The 19,281-nt window shown below is 63.9% G+C and carries 18 protein-coding genes; 13 read left to right on the top strand and 5 right to left on the bottom strand.

From position 1 onward, the window contains the following. Positions 1–170 precede the first annotated feature (170 nt). The 4 genes from CEY09_RS00100 to CEY09_RS00085 form a co-directional block, all read right to left on the bottom strand. Positions 171–1,817, bottom strand: a complete 1,647-nt coding sequence (locus CEY09_RS00100) for a TolC family outer membrane protein (protein ID WP_006227063.1) — start codon at positions 1,815–1,817, stop codon at positions 171–173. Continuing rightward, the gene (locus tag CEY09_RS00095) at positions 1,810–2,646 is read right to left on the bottom strand and encodes a hypothetical protein (RefSeq protein WP_234818184.1); all 837 of its coding nucleotides are present in this window, start codon (positions 2,644–2,646) and stop codon (positions 1,810–1,812) included. Before CEY09_RS00095 ends, CEY09_RS00100 begins: the two co-directional genes overlap by 8 nt. A 48-nt stretch (positions 2,647–2,694) precedes the next feature. Then, positions 2,695–3,486 (bottom strand): SapC family protein, encoded by a 792-nt coding sequence (locus CEY09_RS00090; protein ID WP_088587081.1) that lies wholly within the window; start codon positions 3,484–3,486, stop codon positions 2,695–2,697. Between the two features lie 509 nt (positions 3,487–3,995). After that, complete coding sequence (locus tag CEY09_RS00085) at positions 3,996–4,397, bottom strand: Imm1 family immunity protein (RefSeq protein ID WP_088587080.1); 402 nt, start codon at positions 4,395–4,397, stop codon at positions 3,996–3,998. A 660-nt stretch (positions 4,398–5,057) separates the two neighbouring features. Here CEY09_RS00085 and CEY09_RS32440 point away from each other — a divergent pair. After that, complete coding sequence (locus CEY09_RS32440) at positions 5,058–5,594, top strand: hypothetical protein (protein WP_234818183.1); 537 nt, start codon at positions 5,058–5,060, stop codon at positions 5,592–5,594. Between the two features lie 2 nt (positions 5,595–5,596). Continuing rightward, positions 5,597–6,196 (top strand): OmpA family protein, encoded by a 600-nt coding sequence (locus tag CEY09_RS00070; RefSeq protein WP_088587079.1) that lies wholly within the window; start codon positions 5,597–5,599, stop codon positions 6,194–6,196. Between the two features lie 15 nt (positions 6,197–6,211). Here CEY09_RS00070 and CEY09_RS00065 read toward each other — a convergent pair whose 3' ends face one another. Beyond that, the gene (locus tag CEY09_RS00065; protein ID WP_088587078.1) at positions 6,212–6,421 is read right to left on the bottom strand and encodes a hypothetical protein; all 210 of its coding nucleotides are present in this window, start codon (positions 6,419–6,421) and stop codon (positions 6,212–6,214) included. Between the two features lie 250 nt (positions 6,422–6,671). Here CEY09_RS00065 and CEY09_RS00060 point away from each other — a divergent pair, with 250 nt between their 5' ends. The 11 genes from CEY09_RS00060 to CEY09_RS00005 all read left to right on the top strand — a co-directional run bounded on the left by CEY09_RS00060 (position 6,672) and on the right by CEY09_RS00005 (position 19,175). Continuing rightward, a complete protein-coding gene (locus CEY09_RS00060) occupies positions 6,672–7,238 on the top strand; it encodes a sugar O-acetyltransferase (protein WP_113914596.1) in 567 nt (188 codons plus the stop codon). Between the two features lie 373 nt (positions 7,239–7,611). Continuing rightward, on the top strand, positions 7,612–8,589 hold the full coding sequence (locus CEY09_RS00050) for a LysR family transcriptional regulator (RefSeq protein WP_088587075.1): 978 nt from the start codon (positions 7,612–7,614) through the stop codon (positions 8,587–8,589). Further along, positions 8,586–10,061 carry a flavin-containing monooxygenase gene (locus CEY09_RS00045; RefSeq protein WP_006227054.1) on the top strand — a complete coding sequence of 492 codons (1,476 nt, stop codon included), beginning with the start codon at positions 8,586–8,588 and terminating at the stop codon, positions 10,059–10,061. Before CEY09_RS00050 ends, CEY09_RS00045 begins: the two co-directional genes overlap by 4 nt. Beyond that, positions 10,058–11,032 carry an ABC transporter permease gene (locus CEY09_RS00040; protein ID WP_088587074.1) on the top strand — a complete coding sequence of 325 codons (975 nt, stop codon included), beginning with the start codon at positions 10,058–10,060 and terminating at the stop codon, positions 11,030–11,032. The genes CEY09_RS00045 and CEY09_RS00040 overlap by 4 nt, the downstream gene beginning before the upstream one ends. Next, entirely contained in the window at positions 11,029–11,946 is a 918-nt protein-coding gene (locus tag CEY09_RS00035; RefSeq protein WP_088587073.1) for an ABC transporter permease, read from the top strand. Before CEY09_RS00040 ends, CEY09_RS00035 begins: the two co-directional genes overlap by 4 nt. Further along, positions 11,943–12,953 carry an ABC transporter ATP-binding protein gene (locus tag CEY09_RS00030; protein WP_088587072.1) on the top strand — a complete coding sequence of 337 codons (1,011 nt, stop codon included), beginning with the start codon at positions 11,943–11,945 and terminating at the stop codon, positions 12,951–12,953. Before CEY09_RS00035 ends, CEY09_RS00030 begins: the two co-directional genes overlap by 4 nt. Beyond that, the gene (locus CEY09_RS00025) at positions 12,950–13,966 is read left to right on the top strand and encodes an ABC transporter ATP-binding protein (protein WP_088587071.1); all 1,017 of its coding nucleotides are present in this window, start codon (positions 12,950–12,952) and stop codon (positions 13,964–13,966) included. Before CEY09_RS00030 ends, CEY09_RS00025 begins: the two co-directional genes overlap by 4 nt. Positions 13,967–14,058: 92 nt before the next feature. Then, positions 14,059–15,630, top strand: a complete 1,572-nt coding sequence (locus CEY09_RS00020; protein WP_088587070.1) for an ABC transporter substrate-binding protein — start codon at positions 14,059–14,061, stop codon at positions 15,628–15,630. Between the two features lie 4 nt (positions 15,631–15,634). Continuing rightward, the gene (locus tag CEY09_RS00015; RefSeq protein WP_088587069.1) at positions 15,635–16,999 is read left to right on the top strand and encodes an acyl-CoA thioesterase/bile acid-CoA:amino acid N-acyltransferase family protein; all 1,365 of its coding nucleotides are present in this window, start codon (positions 15,635–15,637) and stop codon (positions 16,997–16,999) included. A 24-nt stretch (positions 17,000–17,023) separates the two neighbouring features. Then, a complete protein-coding gene (locus tag CEY09_RS00010; RefSeq protein ID WP_088587068.1) occupies positions 17,024–18,199 on the top strand; it encodes a CMD domain protein in 1,176 nt (391 codons plus the stop codon). Between the two features lie 106 nt (positions 18,200–18,305). Continuing rightward, positions 18,306–19,175 (top strand): class I SAM-dependent methyltransferase, encoded by an 870-nt coding sequence (locus tag CEY09_RS00005; protein WP_088587067.1) that lies wholly within the window; start codon positions 18,306–18,308, stop codon positions 19,173–19,175. Positions 19,176–19,281: the final 106 nt, after the last annotated feature.

The following is a 19,281-nucleotide window of genomic DNA, read 5'->3' as shown; positions in this document are numbered from 1 at the left end:
ATCGTCGCTCGACACTTGTTTGGCGGGCGCCTGAAACGCCCTGAATTAAACGATTCGCAGCCATCCGGTAGCCCCCCCGGATGGCCCTGCTTTTGCGTGGCCTTGCTCTTGCGTTCCTTGCCAGGGCGAGCGAACTGCCGCGCGCCCCTTGCCGCTCTACCGCTACAGCGCTACAGCATCTGCTGGCTGATCGCCGCGATATCCGCCGCGCTCAGCGTGCCGGCGGCCTGCTTCAGCTTCAGCCCGTCCAGCACAAAGTTGTATCCGGCTTCAGCCTGCTGACGCTTCGCGTTGTACAGATTGCGCGTGGCATCCAGCACGCTGACGATGTCGTTCAGCCCAGCCTGAAACCCTTCTTCCTTCAGCTTCAACGCCAATTCAAAGGATTCCACCGAGCTGTTCAGCGCCTTGATCCGGTCGATGCCGATCACGATGTTCTGGAACGACGAGAACAGCTGGCGCTGCACCTTGCGGCGCGTCAGGCTCAGGTCGGACGAGGCCGCGCTCAGGCGGCTGGCCGCCGCATGGCTCATGCCGTACGTGTAGCCGCTCTGGAAGATCGGCACGGACAGGTTCACGGTAAAGCGCGTGTCGGCCACCGTGCTGCCGCCGCCGAACAGGCTGCCGCCGGTTTCGTTGCGGCCGGTGGAGGCGCGCAGATTCACGCTGGGGTAGTAGCCGGCCTTTTGCACCGACACTTCCTTTTCGGCCACCGCCACGCCGGCCGAGGCCGCGCGGATCGACCAGTTCTGGTCCAGCGCCGTGCGCAACCAGGCTTGGGGGTCGTTGGGCACGGGCAGCGTCATCGGCAGGTCTTTGCGCACGGGGCGCAGCTTCAGATTGCCGTAGCCGACGATTTCCTGGACGGCTTGCTGCTTGTCCAGGTAATCGTTCCTGGCCAGCAAGGTGTTGGCGTCCTGGATGTCCAGGCGGGCCTGCACTTCGCTCAGGCCCACGCGGGTTTCCTGGCCGCTGTGATAGCGCGCCTGGACCAATTCCTTCTGCTTCTGGGTCGTGCGGCGCTCGGCCTCGGTCAGTTCGATCTGATCCTGGGCGGCCAGCACGCTCAGATAAGCGGTGGCGGTGCGCAGCATCAGGTCCTGCTGCGCGTAGGCGTAGCTGGCCACTTCCTTGCGCTCGGCATCCTGCGACTGACGCCACTTGTGATAGGCGCCCAGTTCGAAGATGGGCTGGTTCAGGGTCAGCGCCCAGCCGTTTTCGGCCCAGCTCGCGCGGCCTGTCTGATAGACGGCGTTTTCGCTGTCGACCACGTTCTGGCGAACGCGGCTGCGGTTGACCTCGCCGCTGACGCTGGGCAACAGGCCCGCGCGCGCGGACATCACGCCATAGCCCACCGCTTGCAGTTCCTGATAAGCGCCTTGCAGTTGCGGATCGTTCTGCAGCGCCATCATGTAGACCTGGTCCAGCGTCATCGGGTCGGACTGGTCGGGCAACTGCGCGCCGTTATACGCCGGCATGTTCTCCGCCAGGTAGGACGCAGGCGCGGGCAGCACGGTGTTCTCGTCGAAACGCGGCGCGGGCGTGGGCGGCACTTCGTCCATCTGCGCGCTGGGGGTGGCCTTGCCGAAGCCGGAATCTTCCTGCGGCGTATGCTGCCCGATCTTGAGCGACCCGCTTTCCGTCTGCACGCCCGAGGACGCGGCGCCGGTAGGGGCAGGCGCCGCAGCGGCGGGCGCCGAAGCGGCCCGGTCTTGCGACGCGCAACCCGCCACGCTCAGCGCGGCCAGCACAGCTACCGCCAACAGGCCCTTGCGCGCATGCGCCGGGCGGAAGAGAAGCTTGTCGTTGTCAGTCATAGTAGACAGTCAGAAACTCGTGTCCGTCCCGCGCGGCGCCGGCAGCCAGGCTATAGAGGCTGCGCGGTTCGTCGGGCAAAAGAAAACCCAGGACCTCGCTTTCAGCCAAAGCCAGGCTGGCGGCCAGTCGCAAGAGATCGGGGATGAAGGCCCGCAGGGGCAGATCCGCCCCACGGAAGGTGAGCGTGAACGAATCGCGCCGGGTGTCGGCCTCGTCCACTTCCAGAAACATGAAACCCGCCGGATCGGCCTGGGCAGAGGCCTGTGCCACGATGCCCTGCGCCACCTGCCGCAGCACCGGATTGGCAAGCTTGGCCAGGTACGGCGCCAGATGGGCGTCGAACGCCGCACGGTCTTCCAGATACCGCATCCGGTAGGCGGTCACGGCGGCTTCGCGCTGCGTGGCCGGATGCCATTTGTACCCGCAGCCCAGCGGCAGAACGCCGTGCTGGCGCAACGCGTCGGGCGTCGGCATGAATTCCAGATACACGCGGTAGGTGCCGGCCGCGCCGTCGGGCTCGTAGGCGAAGAACATGGCGCGTGCGTGCTCCATGTCTTGCACCACGCGCATCCACAGCGACTGCGGGATGGCCAGCGCCTGCGAGAGCGTAGCCAGGTCCAGCTGATGCCAGTGTTCACGCTGGATGCCCAGCATGAAACGGTTGCCGACCAGGCCGGTGGCCGAAAACTTCATCGACCACTCGACCCCGTCGATCTGCCTGCCCTTGAATACGGACAGCAGGCGGTCCGCCCAGATCCGGGGTTCCCCGTGCAGCGTGTGCAGGGGGATATGGATCTCGGGCTCGGCGTCAGTCTGGCTCGAGGCCATACCGATCGCGGGAGTCAAGGAGGCGGTCAGCATCGCCCTGACGGCGGATCAGGCCGCGGACTCGACAGGCGCGGCGTCGGTGCTGGACGCCACGTCCTTTTGCTGCTGCGCCTTCACCCGGCGCTGCTCATCCAGCTGCATGGCCAGACGTTGGATGTTGCCCAGCGACGCGCGATGCAGTTCGATCAGGCGCAGCATGCCGGTGCGCTGCAATTCGACCACGCGGGCGTCGTCGATGCCGGCGAACTTCTGTTCATCCACGACCCAGAAGCCGCTCAGGTAGCGGTCGCCGTCGGTTTGCGAGATGGTGATCGTCTTGGCGGCGAGCAGGCCCAGCTCGTTCAGGCGCTTGGCCATGTTCTTGGTCAGCTCCATTTCGCCCTGGAACACGCGCAAGAATTCCATCATCTGCGTCAGGTAGCCGGTTTCCTTGCCGTCTTCGAACAAGGCCACGCCGTCGGCGGTGTTGATGCCTGGGTAGGACTCATCGATGCATACGGCCAGACGGTCGGCCTCGGACGTGGTGCCCAGCACGAAGGGATAGCGGCGTGCGAAGGCCGGCACATACGTATCGGCCTTCCAGGTGCCCAGTTCGGTCACGAACAGGTTGGACTTGTCTTCCAGGCCCAGCAGCACGGCCACATGGAAATTGCCGGCTTCATCGCCCACGAAAACGATGGGGTAATGACGGCCGGCATCCGCAAATTCGCTGGCGGCGATAGGCAGGGCATTCGTATCCAGCGCGAAGGCGTAATGATCCGGCTGGATCTGGATTTTGGTGTTCTGATGCGCCGCACGGTCCAGTGCAACAGCCCGTTCGTAAAACACAGTCGCTGACATTATTAAAATCTCCTTACCCGGTTTTTGTTACTTGTTCAAGTTTTCGGCAAGGCTGATGCACGCGCAGAACCACGCCAACTTGAGAAAATCCATACGTCATTAGGACGAACAATCGCAAGAATTAGACGGGTTTTGACAAATTTCGTCTATCCCTGAAACTAGGCATATGCACTGCGGAAAACCCGGAATTGCGGCGCTAATTCGGGCAACGGGCGGCATAAATCGATATATTTCACGCGCAGGTAATGACCCCATTTTTCCGGACTACGGAATTTGGGAAATATGCCGGCTGTAGTGATTCATTCGCGGGGATGAAACCGCAATTAGTTACCGATTGACCCACTTTTCGATGCGCCGATTCCGACCGGAAGTTACTCCGGCGGCATGGCCTGCGCATCGGACTTTAGTCGTAGCCGGGGACAGGGCCCGCCCGCGGATAGCGGGCAGGCGGTGCAAGGCAGAAGCGGATTTCGGGGATTAGCGGCGTGCTTGGAATGGACGCGACGCGCCTATTCGCTGACCCACTGCAGCTCGGGCGAGGGCTCGCCCGCCTGCTGGAAATGCCTGACCGCCGCCAGAGCAAGCTCGCGGTCCACGCACTGGTATTGCTGATAGCTGCCCGACTGGCCGCCGACCACGACGTCCTGGTCGTGGTCCTCGGATTTGGCGGGATCGACCAGCGTATAGATACGGGCGTCGTCATCCAGCGTGATGGACACGACATAGGCGCCCTCGCCGCCGCCGATCGCCATGACGGTTTCGTCTTCCGTCACCAGCGCAATGGAACTGAATTCCGCCCCATCCAACTGGTCCAGCGCGGCTAGCAAATCCGCATCCGAGGGGTCGGCACGCTCGCTGACCGCAGCCCGTTCGCCTTGGCGGCGTTCTTCGATGAGTTTTTTTATTTTCATGAATTCGGATCCCCCGATTATGGTTATCAAGCCGGCCGCCCACACGGGCCGGATAGCCGGCGCGTGTCGCCATGCACGCATCAGCCCCGTCAGTCTACCGGGTTGGAACAAAATACGAATTCCCCCGTAAGCGGGCTGTTGCGATTGACCGCTGGAATCCCTGCCGCCCCGGGTGTACCGTATTTGAACGGCATATGCCGCGTCACCTGAACAGGTACGCATCATGACGTCCCATACCCCCCGCTCTCCGCAAGCCCCCGCCGCCCCCGACGCTCCGGTTTCCCCGCACGCCGAGAAAGACCGCGCCAAAGCGGATCATCTGCAAGAAGAGGCCCGGCGCAAGGCGCTGGCCAGTGCCCAACATAAAGAAAGCCCGCGCAATATGTCCGCGCCCCGGTATCACGGTGGACATCGCGGCGGTTAGGTCCGGTTAATCAACAGGCACGTCGATGGGCCGCCGGCGAAAGAATACAACCACATGTTTCTTGCGCCGCGGGCCATCTAGTTTCCGTTATCGCCCGCAGCGTCCCCCGTTTCCCCTTGCACGCCCTCTTCCGAGGGCCGCTGCGCATTCCTTATCACGGTAACGATTTGGAAAATAATCGCATTGAAATATGCGCCACGAAAGCAGACTATCGCCCATTGGATTAGGCCGATAGCTTGAGTCTGATCCAACCGGATCAATCAAGGAGGCTTATCGTGAATCCCATCAGACCCGCCGTGGCGGCCTGTGCGTTGGGCGCAATGTTGACGTTGGCCAGTTTCAGCCAGGCCGCACATGCCCAGGCCGCAACCGAGGCCACAGGCACCAAACCGCTGGCGACGGGCCTGACGGAAACCGGCACGGCTGAAGGCCAGGTGGTTGAAGCGGTGCGTAGCGGCGATATCCTGACCCTTAAGGTCCGGTTCAAACCGATCGTCCCCGGCAAGACGGAAATGGTGTATTCGCAGATCACGAAAAACGATTACGAAGACAGCTTCTACGTCATCGCTGGCAATAAAAAGCACCTGCTGTTGAAAGACAGCAACGATAAGCCGCTGACCAATCCGAAACTGGTGCTGAAAACCTCGAAAGACGCGCCGATCGCGGGCGCCTGGCAGGGCAAATTCCCCGCGCCGCCCAAAGATATTACAGAGGTGTCCTTGACTATACCGGGTGTCGAGACTTTCGACGCCATCAAGATCACCGACCGCTGATTATGGCCCCCGCCCGGTATGTTCCGGCCGCGCTGGCCGCAGCGTTACTGATCTTGGCCCACGGCGCCGCTGCGCAAGAGCCACCGTATAAGGCGGAAGTCCTGGACTTGCAGGCGACCATATTGGACTTGAAGGGATTCCCGTCAGACACGGGTGCGGGCATCTCGGACCTATCTGCGCAGATAAGCGATCTGGCGGGCCGCCACGAAGGCTTGTCGGTGCGGCAGGACAAGGACGCCGTCACGGTATCGATGCTGGGCGACGTGCTGTTCGATTTCGACAAGGCCGCTATCCGGCCAACCGCCGAGCCCGCCCTGCAGGATATTGCGCGGGCGATCCAGGCGGCCCCCGCCGGCCGCGTCGCCATTGAAGGCCACACCGATTCCAAGGGCACGGCCTTGTATAACCAGACACTGTCAGTGAAGCGGGCCAACGCCGTCTTGCAATGGTTGGCGAATCACGGCGTGGATAAGGCGCGCCTGGCGGCTAAGGGCTACGGGGACACCCGGCCCGTGCAGCCCAACGCGTTGGCTAATGGCGCAGACAATCCGAAGGGGCGCGCCCAGAACCGGCGGGTGGAATTCGTGTTGCCCAAGCACTAATTAAGCAACGCGGACCTAGCGGTCGCGCTCTTCTTCGTCTTCTTCCTCTTTCGACTTGACCTCTTCCAGCTTCACCATTTGCGTACTGCCATGCGTGGCGGCACACTGGTCGGGCTGCTGCGAGCTTTTTACGCACTCGGCAAAAGCCAAGGCAGCATCCACGGTGGCGAAGTGGTACGAATGGCCGTTGGTAAAAGCAACCTTTCCTTCGACTGAGCAATCCATCAGGCCTCCGAATGACTATTGATTGATGGTGTTCGCGCGCGGCAGCGGCGGCGCGTTTATGACTGTTCTTCCCAATAGCCAAATGGCCAGCGTCGCTTTTTGGGTTCGGGCGGGGGATTTTGCTTATTCATTATGCGTTCCGATTTTTAGTTATGAGAATCCTATCTTCGGAGTCGTAACAGCGATGTAAGGGTTCGCAAACAAGCCCTTCACCCATCCACCACGCATGCCGATTTGGCAAAGGAATTCCATGCCCCCTATACAAGTAAGCGGCGAGATCGAGAAAATGCGCTCGGGTGCCCTGTACGACCCCACCGCCGCAGAAATCCAGCAGGAACAAGCGGCCACCATGGCGTGGCTGGCCCGATACAACGCCGCCCTTGCCCAGCCTGCCGAGCCGCGCTTCGCGCTCTTGCGGGAACGCTTGGGATCGGTAGGCGAAGGCGCCGTGGTGCGCCCGCCATTCCATTGCGACTACGGCTTCAATATCCACCTGGGCGCCGGGGTGTTCCTGAACTTCAACTGCGTGATTCTGGACGTGGTCGAGGTGACCATCGGCGACCGGACCCAGATCGGGCCCGGCGTGCAGATCCTGGCCGCGGACCACCCGCGCGATGCCGCCACCCGCAACGCGGGACTGGAGTTCGGCCGCCCGGTCCGCATCGGCGCGAATGTCTGGATCGGCGCTGGCGCGCTAATCTTGCCCGGCATAACGGTTGGGGATGACGCGATCATTGGCGCGGGCAGCGTGGTCACCCGCGATGTTGCCGCCGGCGCAACCGTGGTGGGCAATCCCGCCCGCCCCGTCAACCGTTGAAGTGGCAACGACTCGTCTGAACCAGGAGACCCAAATGGCAATATTCGGCGCATTCGTACTGCTTCACGGCATCATCCTGCTGCCCTTTCTTATTGTCTAGCCGGCAGGACGCCTCGCAGGCCCCATCCCACGGGGCCTCGCTTTGCATGCTGGCGGCCCGCCTGCAGCCGCCTGAAGTCACGCCAAGGTCACGCCAAATTTCCCCGCGCCCAGAAAACGCCTTTAGGGAAAACCCGCTAAGCCCTTGAAATAACTGGAAGTAATGAAAAGGCATCAGGAAATCCCCACTTAGGGAATTTACTTATGCCTTTTAACTATTTGCAGCGCGCATACTTGCCGGGCAAGAATTCGCTCTGAGCATAAAGCAAGACAGATGGAACTACGTCAACTCGAGGCCTTCGCGGCCGTCATGTCTACAGGCAGCGTCACCGCTGCCGGGCGATTGCTTGGGCGTTCGCAGCCGGCCATCAGCCGTCTGCTGCAAGAGCTGGAAGCCGAGATCGGCTACGCGCTCTTCAGCCGCAGCGGCCCCCGCGTGACGCCGACCGAGCAAGGCTTCCTGCTGTATGACGACGTGGAACGCGCGTTGGCCAGCCTGCAGCAGATCCGCGGCCGCGCCGAAGAGATCGCCCGCGGGCAAGCCAAGCCGCTGCTGCTGGCCGCCACCTCTGCCCTGGCTGCCGGGTTGTTGCCCGACGCGCTCAAGCGCATTGAATCCCAGACCACCGGCACACGCATCCAGGTGCGCAGCGCTTCACCCGAACGCGTCGTGCACGCCGTCTTGAGCGGCGCCGCGCAGTTGGGCGCCACCAGCCTGCCGCTGGAGCATCGCGGCCTCAACGTGCATTGGATCGGGCAGGCGCCCTGTGTCGTCGCGCTGCCGGAAGACGACGCGCTGGCCGCTCACGATGTGGTGCCCGTCACGGCGCTTGCCGGACGCCGCCTGATCACCATGGCCAACCCCTATCGCCTGCGCCGCCGGCTGGATGCCGCGCTGGCCCCGGACGGTAATGCGCCAGGCACCATCGAAACCAATTCGTCCGTCAACGCCCTGGCCGCCGTGCGCGCCGGGCTGGGCGTGTCGGTGCTGGAACCGATTACCGCTTACGGCGTCCCGATGCCGGGCGTGGCAATCCGGCCCATCGACCTGGACATCCCCTTTTTCTTTGGGGTCATCACCCCGCAGTCGCAACCCCTGACGCCGGCCTGCCAGGCCATGGCCGACGCGCTGGCCGATGCCGCCGCCGCCCTGCTGCCCGGCTTTGTGCTGCACGACGCGTGCGAGCACTCGGCGCTGTTGCAGTCGATTTACGGTGATGACGCCCCTGTTATGGAAACCCCCGCATTATGAATCTGCCCCTTGCCACCCCGCCGCAAGGCTTAGCCGCGCTGGAAGCGCGCCTGCGGCAAGACCTGTCCTGGCTGGAAATTCCCGCCAAGAGCTGGGTCGCGCCGCGCCTGGTGGACGGCCAGCAAGTCCTGGACGTGGTCGTCATCGGCGGCGGCATGGCCGGTTTGGCTGCCGCGGCGTCTTTGACGCATCTGGGCATCGCCGCACCGATCTTCGATCAGGCGCCCGAAGGCTATGAAGGCCCCTGGGCCACCACCGCCCGCATGGAAACGCTGCGGTCCCCCAAGCAATTGACGGGCCCTGCCCTGGGCTTGCCGGCACTGACGTTCCGCGCCTGGTTCGAAGCGCAGTTCGGCTCGGACGCTTGGGAAGCGCTGGACAAGATTCCCCGCCTGCAATGGATGGACTACCTGCGCTGGTATCGCCGCGTGCTGAACCTGGACGTGCGCAACGAACACCGCGTGTTGTCCGTGCAGCCGCGCGCCGACCGCCTGGTGCAGCTGGACATCGAATCCCCCGCCGGCCGCAGCACGGTGCTGGCGCGCCGCGTCGTGCTGGCCACCGGCCGCGACGGCCTGGGCGGCGCCTATGTACCTGATTTTGCAAAGAAGTTGCCGCGCGACCGTTGGGCGCATTCGTCCGACGTAATGGACTACGCCACGTTGGCCGGCAAGCGCGTCGGCGTCGTGGGCGCAGGCGCGTCCGCCATGGACAGCGCCGCGACCGCTTTGGAAGCCGGCGCCGCCAGCGTCGACCTGCTGATCCGCCGCAACGACATTCCGCGCGTGAACAAGGGCAAAGGCGCAGGCAACCCCGGCCTGACCCACGGCCACCTGACGCTGCCCGACGAGTGGAAGTGGAAGATCCGCCACTACATCAACGCCGCGCAAGTGCCGCCCCCGCGCGGCAGCACCTTGCGCGTGTCTCGCTTCCCCAACGCCCGCTTCAACCTGGGCTGTGGCGTGCAGGACCTGGCAATGGTCGGCGACGAGATCCACGTCACCACGCCCAAGGGTGTGTTCGTGCTGGACTTCCTGATCTTCTCGACGGGCTTCCGCATCGACTGGACCGTGCGTCCGGAATTCGCGCCGCTGGCGCCCCACGTGCGCAACTGGGGCGACCGATTCACTCCGCCCGCAGGCGAAGAAGACCAGGAACTGCACGATTCGCCCGACCTGGGCGCCGTCTTCGAACTGCAGGAAAAGGTCCCTGGCGCCTGCCCGGGCCTGGACCGCGTGCACTGCTTCTCGTACCCCGCTGCACTGACGCAAGGCACGATCTCGGGCGACATCCCCGCCATCAGCGACGGCGCCAAGCGCCTGGCGCAAGGCATCGCGGGGCTGTTCTACCGCGAGGACGTGGAGACGTACTACGCCAATATGGAAGCGTTCTCTGAACCCGAGGTGTTCGGCGACGAGTGGGTTGCCGCCCAACCCCCGGCCTCGGCACCGCAGGCGGAGACCGCGCAATGACCGGCTGGTTGCTACGCCGCGTGGCGCAAGCCGTCGTGGTTGTGTTCTTGATGACGCTGATCGTCTTCGTGGGCCTGCACGCCATCGGCAACCCCGTGGACATCCTGATCGGCCAGGACGTCGACCAGGTGGACCGCGCCCGCATCATCGCGGAACTGGGTCTGGACAAGCCCTTGTGGCAGCAGTACCTGGGCTTTTTGAACGGGGCGCTACACGGCAACCTGGGCAACAGCTTCGTCTACAACATCCCCGCCATCGAACTGGTGATCCAGCGCCTGCCGGCAACCCTGGAACTGGCGATCAGCGCCCTGCTGCTGGCCGTCATCATCGGCCTGCCGCTGGGCCTGGTGGCAGGCCTGTACCCCGACAGCCGCTTTTCCAAGATGATCATGGCTGGAAGCATCGTCGGCTTCTCGCTGCCCACCTTCTGGGTGGCGCTGATGCTGATCATGACGTTCAGCGTGTCGCTGGGCTGGCTGCCCGCCAGCGGCCGCGGACAGACGGTGGAGTTCCTGGGCTTCCAGTGGTCGTGGCTGACGGCCGATGGCTGGCGCCACCTGATCCTGCCGGCGCTGAACTTGTCGCTGTTCAAGATTTCGCTGGTCATCCGCCTGACGCGCGCCGGTGTACGCGACGTGATGCCGCTGGACTTCGTGAAGTTCGCGCGCGCCAAGGGCCTGTCGCCGTTTCGCGTGGTCTGTGTGCACGTGCTGCGCAACACGATGATCCCGCTAGTCACCGTGCTGGGCCTGGAGCTGGGTTCAACCATTGCGTTCGCCGTCATCACGGAAAGCATTTTCTCGTGGCCCGGCGCCGGCAAGCTGATCCTGGACAGCCTGAACGCGCTGGACCGCCCCGTCATCGTGGCCTACCTGATCGTGGTCGTGTGCCTGTTCGTCACGCTGAACCTGATCGTGGACATTCTTTATAAAGTGCTGGACCCCCGGGTACGGCTGGAGGGCTCGGCATGAGCACCACTGCAACTCCCGAGAAGGTTCCCGCCCTGCGCCGGGAATCGCCCTGGCGCCGCAACCTGACCGAATTCCTGTCGTCCAAGACGGCGGTGTTTGGCCTGGTCATCGCCACGCTGCTGATCCTGGCCGCGATCTTCGCTCCCTGGATCTCGCCGCAGAACCCGTATGACCTGCTGCAAATCGACGTGCTGGACTCGCGCCTGCCGCCCGGCTCCATGAACGGGCTGGACACCTTCCACTACTGGCTGGGCACCGACGGCCAGGGCCGCGATCTGCTGTCGGGCATCCTTTACGGCCTGCGCATCAGCCTGATGGTGGGCGTGGGCTCGGCCGTCATCGCCGGCATTGTCGGCACGCTGCTGGGCCTGCTGGCCGCCTACGCGGGCGGCAAGGTCGATGCCTTCATCATGCGCCTGGTCGACCTGATCTTGTCGTTCCCGTCCATCCTGGTTGCCATGATGATCCTGGCCTATCTGGGCAAGGGCGTGGGCAACGTGGTGCTGACGCTGGTGATCCTGGAATGGGCCTACTACGCCCGCACCGCGCGCGGCCAGGCCCTGGTGGAACGCCGCCGCGAATACGTGGAAGCCGCCCGCTGCCTGGACATCCCCAACTGGCGGATCATGTTGAAGCACATCCTGCCCAACTGCCTGCCGCCGCTGATCGTGATCGGCACCCTGCAGATCGCCCGCGCCATCACCTTGGAAGCCACCCTGAGCTTCCTGGGCCTGGGCGTGCCGGTGACGGAACCGTCGCTGGGCCTGCTGATTTCCAACGGCTTCCAATACATGCTGTCCGGCGAGTACTGGATCAGTTTCTACCCCGGCATCGCGCTGTTGATCACCATCGTCGCCATCAACCTGGTGGGCGACCGCCTGCGCGACGTGCTGAACCCGAGGACCCACAAATGACCGACCGCACCGCCACCGGCGCGCCGGCCACGCTTGAGGTGCGCAACCTGCGCACCCACTTCCATACCCGCGCGGGCGTGCTGCCCGCCGTGGACGACGTGTCGTTCACGCTGGAGCGCGGCAAGATCCTGGGCCTGGTCGGCGAATCCGGCTCGGGCAAATCCGTCACCGGCTTTTCCATCATGGGCCTGGTGGACGCGCCGGGCCGCATCGTCGGCGGCGAAGTCCTGTTCCAGGGCCGCGACCTGACCAAGCTGTCGCCCCGCGAACTGCGCAAGTTGCAGGGCAACCGCATCGCCATGATCTTCCAGGATCCGATGATGACGCTGAACCCCGTCTTGCGGGTGGACGTGCAGATGATCGAAACGGTGCGCGCCCACAACAAGATGAGCAAGGCTCAAGCTCGTACCCTGGCCCGTGACACGCTGGGCATGATGGGCATACCCAGCCCGGAAGAGCGCCTGTTGGCCTACCCGCACCAGTTGTCGGGCGGCATGCGCCAGCGCGTGGCGATTGCCATTGCCATGCTGCACCGCCCCGACCTGATCATCGCGGATGAGCCGACGACCGCGCTGGACGTCACCATCCAGGCGCAGATCCTGTCCGAAGTGCAAAAGCTGGCGCAGCAACACGGCACCAGCCTGATCTGGATCACGCATGATCTGTCCGTTGTGGCCGGCTTGGCCGACGACGTGGCCGTGATGTACGCCGGCCGCATCGTCGAACACGGCAAGGTCGATGACGTGCTGGACCGCCCGCAGCACCCCTACACCGTCGGCCTGATCGACAGCCTGCCCAGCAACAACCAGCGGGGCCAGCGCCTGCGCCAGATTCCCGGCATGACGCCCAACCTGCTGCACCTGCCCGCTGGCTGTGCGTTTTCCGCGCGCTGCTCGCGCGCGACCGCCGCCTGTGGCCAGCAACCCGGCATCACACAAGCCTTGCCCGAACACGACGTGCGCTGTTTCCATCCGACTATCCAGATCCACAACGAGGTGACGGCATGACTGTATCTGCTGCCCCCGTTCCGCTTATTGACCTGGCGCAAGTCAGCAAACGCTTTGGTGAACGCAAGGTCGGCGCCGCCGGCCGCGCCATGCAAAAGCTGGGCTTGTCCAAGCCGCCCGCCATCACGCGCGCGGTCGACAACGTGGACCTGATCGTGAACCCCGGCGAAGTGGTCGGCCTGGTCGGAGAATCCGGTTGCGGCAAATCCACGCTGGGCCGCATCGCGGCCGGTCTGCTCACGCCGTCGGGCGGCGAAGTCCGCATCAACGGCGTGCGCCCGTCGGACATGAACTCCGCCGCCGCCCACGCCGCGCGCCTGACCGTGCAAATGATTTTCCAGGACCCGTACGCCAGCCTCAACCCGCGCCTGCGCGTGGACGAGATCGTCGGCGAAGCGGCCCGTATCCACGGCCTGGTCGACAACGCGGGCTTTGACGACTACGTCAGCGCCCAGCTGGAACGCGCCGGCCTGGACCCGGCGTTGCGCCAACGCTATCCACATCAATTCAGCGGCGGCCAACGCCAACGCATCGGCATCGCCCGCGCGCTGGCCGTGCAGCCGTCCATGCTGGTCTGCGACGAAGCCGTGGCCGCGCTGGACGTGTCGATCCAGGCGCAGATCCTGAATCTTTTCATGGACCTGCGCGAAGAACTGAACCTGACGTACCTGTTCATCAGCCATGACCTGGGCGTGGTGGAGCACCTGTCTGACCGCGTCGTCATCATGTACCTGGGCCGCGTCGTGGAAACGGCCACCGTGGACGAAGTGTTCCAGCGCCCCAACCACCCGTACACGCAAGCGTTGCTGGCGGAAATTCCCAGCCTGAAATCGCGCCACAAGATCTTTACCGCGATCAAAGGCGAGATTCCCAGCCCGCTGAACCCGCCCGGCGGCTGCCATTTCCATCCGCGATGTCCGCATGCAATGCCGCGCTGCAAGACCGAGGTTCCCACGTTGAAGGGAATCGCCATCAACCATTTAAGCGCCTGTCATTTGAACGACATGGCCTGAACCTAATCGGCCGCGGGGCAAGCAAATACCGCAAACACCGCGCAGCCTTCGGAACACTTCACTTCGTTCCCCCCCTACCAAGGACCCCGAACATGAAACGCCTGATTCTCTCGACCCTGACCGCCGCCATCCTCGGCGCCTCTGCTGTCGCTTCCGCCGACAACCTGACCATCGGCTTTGCCGACCCGCTGTCGTCGCTGGACCCGCAGCTGAACAACCACGCCGGCGACCGCTCGGTGGCCTTGCACTTCTGGGACCTGCTGATCGAGAACAAGTGGAACAAGCTGCAGCCGGGCCTGGCCGTCAGCTGGAAGCCGCTGGACGACACCACCTGGGAATTCAAGCTGCGTGAAGGCGTCAAGTGGCAAGACGGCACGCCGTTCACCGCTGACGACCTGATCTATTCCTATACCCGCGCGCGCGCCGTGCCCGGCAGCGTGGCGACGTACGCCGGCTACCTGCGCACCATCGACACGATGACCGCCAAGGACCCGCTGACGCTGATCGTCAAGACCAAGGCCCCCAACCCCGACCTGCCGCTGAACCTGGCGTCGGTGCACGTCGTCAGCAAGCACGTTGGTGAAAAGTCGACCACCGAAGACTACAACTCGGGCAAGGCCGTCATCGGCACGGGCCCGTACAAGTTCGTGTCCTACACGCCGGGCGACCGCGTCATCATGGAACGCAACGACGGCTACTGGGGCGAAAAAGCCACCTGGGACAAGGTCAACTACCGCTACATCAACAACGCCGCCTCCCGCACCGCCGCCCTCTTGGCGGGCGACGTGGACGTGATCGACAAGGTGTCGGTGTCGGACCTGGCCAAGTTGCAAAAGGCATCGAACATCTCGGTGTACCCGTACGACGGCCTGCGCGTCATGATCCTGCAACCCAGCTTCAACCCCGCGCCCAACCAGTACATCACCGACAACAACGGCAAGCCGCTGGACAAGAACCCGCTGCTGGACCTGCGCGTGCGCAAGGCGCTGAACCTGGCGATCAACCGCAAGGCCATTTCCGACCGCATCCTGCAAGGCGCCGCCACCGAAGCCAACCAGTGGATGCCCAAGGGCACCTTCGGCTACAACCCCGACGTCAAGGACATCCCCAACGACGTCGAACAAGCCAAGAAGCTGCTGGCCGAAGCCGGCTTCCCCGACGGCTTCAAGCTGACCATGCACGTGCCGAACGACCGCTACCCGCAAGGCCCGGAAACGGCCCAGGCGGTGGCGCAGTTCTGGACCCGCGTCGGCGTGAAGACCCAAGTGGAAGTGGTGCCATGGGCCGTGTATTCGGGCCGCGCCAACAAGAACGAATTCGCCGTCAGCATGCTGGCATGGGGCAACGGCACGGGTGAAGCCAGCTACGCGCTGGTCAACATCCTGGCCACCGTCGACGCCAAGAAGGGCCTGGGCGCTTCCAACTGGGGCCACTACACCAACCCCAAGGTAGACGCCGCGCTGGAACAATCCACCTCGGAATTCGACGTGGCCAAGCGTGAAGCCATCCTGCGCGACTCCGTCAAGATCGTGGCGGACGACGTCGGCATCATCCCGCTGTACCACTACAAGAACATCTGGGCCACCAAGAAGGGCCTGAAGGTCACCCCGATGACCAGCGACCGCACGGCCGCCATGATGGTCACCAAGGACACGGGCAAGTAAAGCCATGGTGCCGACCTTAACCATCACCCCCGCGGACGCCCTGATCGACGTGCCGCGCCAGATCCGGGTTGAACACGTCGAACCCGGCCAGACGGTCGAAATCACCACCCTGACCCGCCGCAACGGCGTGCTCTGGCAAGCCCAGGCCGCCTACACGGCGGGCGACGACGGCGCCGTCGACCTAACCCGCGACGCGCCCGTCTCGGGCGACTACAAGGGTCTGGCCCCCATGGGCCTGATCTGGTCGCAGTCGCCCGTGGACTCGCCCAGCCGCGAACACTTCAACCACCCGGTGACCGACGCGCTCGTCACCGACGTGGTGGCCCACGTGGCCGGCGCACAGGCGCAAGCCAGCTTCACGCAACGCCTGGCGCTGGACGGCGTTACCCGCCAGGAGGTCCGCGAAGAAGGCCTGGTTGGCACGCTGTACCTGCCCGCAGGCAGCAAGCCGGGTTCGCATCCCGCCGTCATGATCCTGAACGGGTCCGGCGGCGGCATCAACGAACCGCGCGCGGCGCTGTATGCATCCCGCGGCTACGCCGCCTTTGCACTGGCCTACTTCAAGGCGCCGGGCCTGTCCGACTACATCTCGAACACCCCGCTGGAATACTTCCAGACCGGCCTGCGCTGGCTGCGCAAGAAGGTCCAGCCCAAGCACGACTTCGTCGCCATCAGCGGCCAGTCGCGCGGCGGTGAACTGGTGCTGCTGCTGGGCGCCACCTTCCCCAAGGAAGTGTCCGCCGTCGTCGCCTACGTACCCGGCGCCGTCGTCCACAGCGGCCAAAACGCCTGCGACCCCAAGATCGGCCGCGAAGGCCCGACCTGGCTCTTGGGCGGCAAGCCCATCCCCCACGTCTGGGAAAACAACCGCACCGCCACCTGGGCGCCGTTTGACGAAGGCCCCTCGCCGCATCGTCACGAGAAGGCCATCCTGACCGCGCTGCAAGACCCCGACGCCGTCGCCCGCGCCCGTATTCGCGTGGAAGACATCGAAGGCCCGGTCATGCTGCTGTCCGCCACCGACGATGGCTCCTGGCCGTCAAGCCTGTACTCGAAGATGGTGCAGGACAAGCTGGCCGAAGTGAAACACCCGTACCCAGTGCAATGGCTGGACTACGAGAACGGCGGCCACTCGATCCTGTTCCCATACGTGCCCACCACCCAGCTCGTCTACGCCCACCCCGTGTCGGGCAAGATCAGCACCAGCGGCGGCAACCCCAAGGACAACGCTCGCGCCGACCAGGAATCGTGGGAAGGCGTGAAGAAGTTTTTGGACGCGGCGGTGAAGGCGCGTGCGGCTGCGGCCGCGGCTGCGGCTGGCGTGGATTCGGCAAGCACGTCCGCAAGCAACCCCGGCAACGCCGGCTGATCAGACACCAAGGAGAACATCCCCATGGCACAACAACCCATCGTCTATGACGCCGTCAATGATCTGGTCGACAAGCTCGTCGGCCTGACGCCCGGCAGCAAAACTTTTGAGGTTCGCCACCAACGCGAAAAAGTCGCCGCCGCCACGCAAGGCAGCTACGACGCCCTGTTCGACCCGGCCCTGCCCGGCCTGTCGCTGACCGAACGCCTGCTGGTCGCGCTGTACGCCACCCGCATCAGCCCGTCGCCGCTCTTGGCCTCGCACTACCGCGCCCGCCTGGCGGAATCCGACGCCGCCCCCGCCGACATCGCCGCCGCCGAATCCGGCAAGCCGTCCGACGCCTCCACCCCGCGCCTGGCTGCGGTGCTGGAATTCACGCGCAAGCTGATTGAGAACCCCGTCGAAGGCGACGAAGCCGCACTGAAGACCCTGCCCGCGGCAGGCGTCTCCACGCCCGCGGTCGTCACCCTGTCGCAACTGATCGCCTTCCTGTCGTACCAGACCCGTCTGATCGCGGGCTTGATGGCATTGCAAGCGGCCGAAGGCCAGACGGTACCCGCCAATGCGGCTGAAGCCGGCGCGGTCGCCGCCAAACCCGGCACCACCGCACCCGGCGCCGTCCTCAAGGCCCACGGCTTCACCAACGAAGTGCTGGAGTGGAAAGCTTGGCTGGACGTCGTCAACGTCGACACCGCCACCCCGAAACAAATCGCCGTCTTGGAAGAAAGCCACCCCAAGGCCAAGGTCTCGGACTACTACCTGTTCCTGGTCCACCAACCGGAAATCCTGCGCCAGCGCTCGGCAGCGTTCAACGCCATCATGTACGCGCCCGGCGGTCTGTCGCGTGCGGAACGGGAGCTGGGCTCGACAGTCGTCTCGCGCGTGAACGGATGCGTGTACTGCGCGTCGGTCCATGCGCAGCGCTTTGAGCAACTGGCCAAGCGCAATGACGTGATCGCGCAGGTGTTTGAAGATCCGGCCACCGCTGGAACGAATGCGCGTGAACAGGCGATTGGCAAGTTCTCGATCCAGATCACCGAAGCGCAGGCGAACGTCAACGCGAACAGCGTCCAGGAACTGAAGGACGTGGGCCTGAGCGAAGGCGAGATCCTGGATCTGCTCCACTCGGATGCGATCTTTGCTTGGGCGAATCGTTTGATGTTGAATTTGGGCGAGCCGGTGTTCCCCTCCGCCGCCTGACGGTCGGCTTTTCGACTGCCCCACGGCCGCGTCAGCGTTTTCGTTAAACTGACGCTTTCCGCGCCACTACGCGCCCCGCCCCGTGCGGGGCGCTTTGCCTTCCCCCATGTCAGAAAAAACCCACGACATCCGCCCCGGCCAGTCCGTCGAACTGCTCAAAGCCCTGCACATCCTGACCCGCGACGGCAAGATGAACCAGGACAGCCGCCGTAAGCTGAAACAGGTCTATCACCTGTTTCAGTTCATCGAGCCGTTGCTGAAGGACGTCCAACAAGAACGCGGCGCCGTCACGCTCGCGGATCATGGAGCTGGTAAGTCGTACCTGGGGTTCATTCTGTATGACTTGTTCTTCAAGGAACAGAAAGACGCCGTCGGGAATGGGTCCCATATTTATGGGATCGAGACGCGCGAGGAACTGGTGAAGTCGTCAGAGGAACTGGCGAAGCGGCTCGGGTTTGAGGGGATGTCGTTCTTGAATCTGTCTGTGGCGGAGTCGATTACTTCGGATCGGCTGCCGGGGACGATTGATGTGGTCACTGCGCTGCATGCGTGTAATACGGCGACCGATGACGCGATTCACTTTGCGCTGGAGAAGAAGGCGAAGTACATCGTGGTCGTGCCTTGCTGTCAGGCGGAGGTGGCGTCGGTGTTGAGGAAGAATAAGGGCAAGGCGCTGGCTGATCCGCTGGCGGAGATTTGGCGGCATCCGTTGCATACGCGGGAGTTTGGGAGCCAGATTACGAATGTGCTGCGGTGTTTGCAGCTTGAGGCGCATGGGTATCAGGTTAGCGTGACCGAGTTGGTGGGGTGGGAGCATTCTATGAAGAATGAGCTGATCGTGGCGCAGTATAAGAATTTGCCGACCAGGAAGCCTGCGGAGAGGCTGACTGAGATGTTGGAGAGGATTGGGTTGCAGGAGTTGAAGGATCGGTTTTTTGTGCCGCAGCCCACGGAGGCGGCGGCGGGAGTGTCATAAATTTTGTGTTTGAGGCCTAACATACCGCTCAAGGAGCACATGTATGGCCACAAAGAAGAAACCTCCCCTGAGGGAATTGCCGTCGATCCCGGCAGATCTGGTTGAT

Origin of the sequence: Achromobacter marplatensis (assembly GCF_002209535.1) — a bacterium.
GTDB lineage: Bacteria > Pseudomonadota > Gammaproteobacteria > Burkholderiales > Burkholderiaceae_B > Achromobacter > Achromobacter marplatensis.
This window is presented reverse-complemented; position numbering and strand designations above follow the sequence as displayed.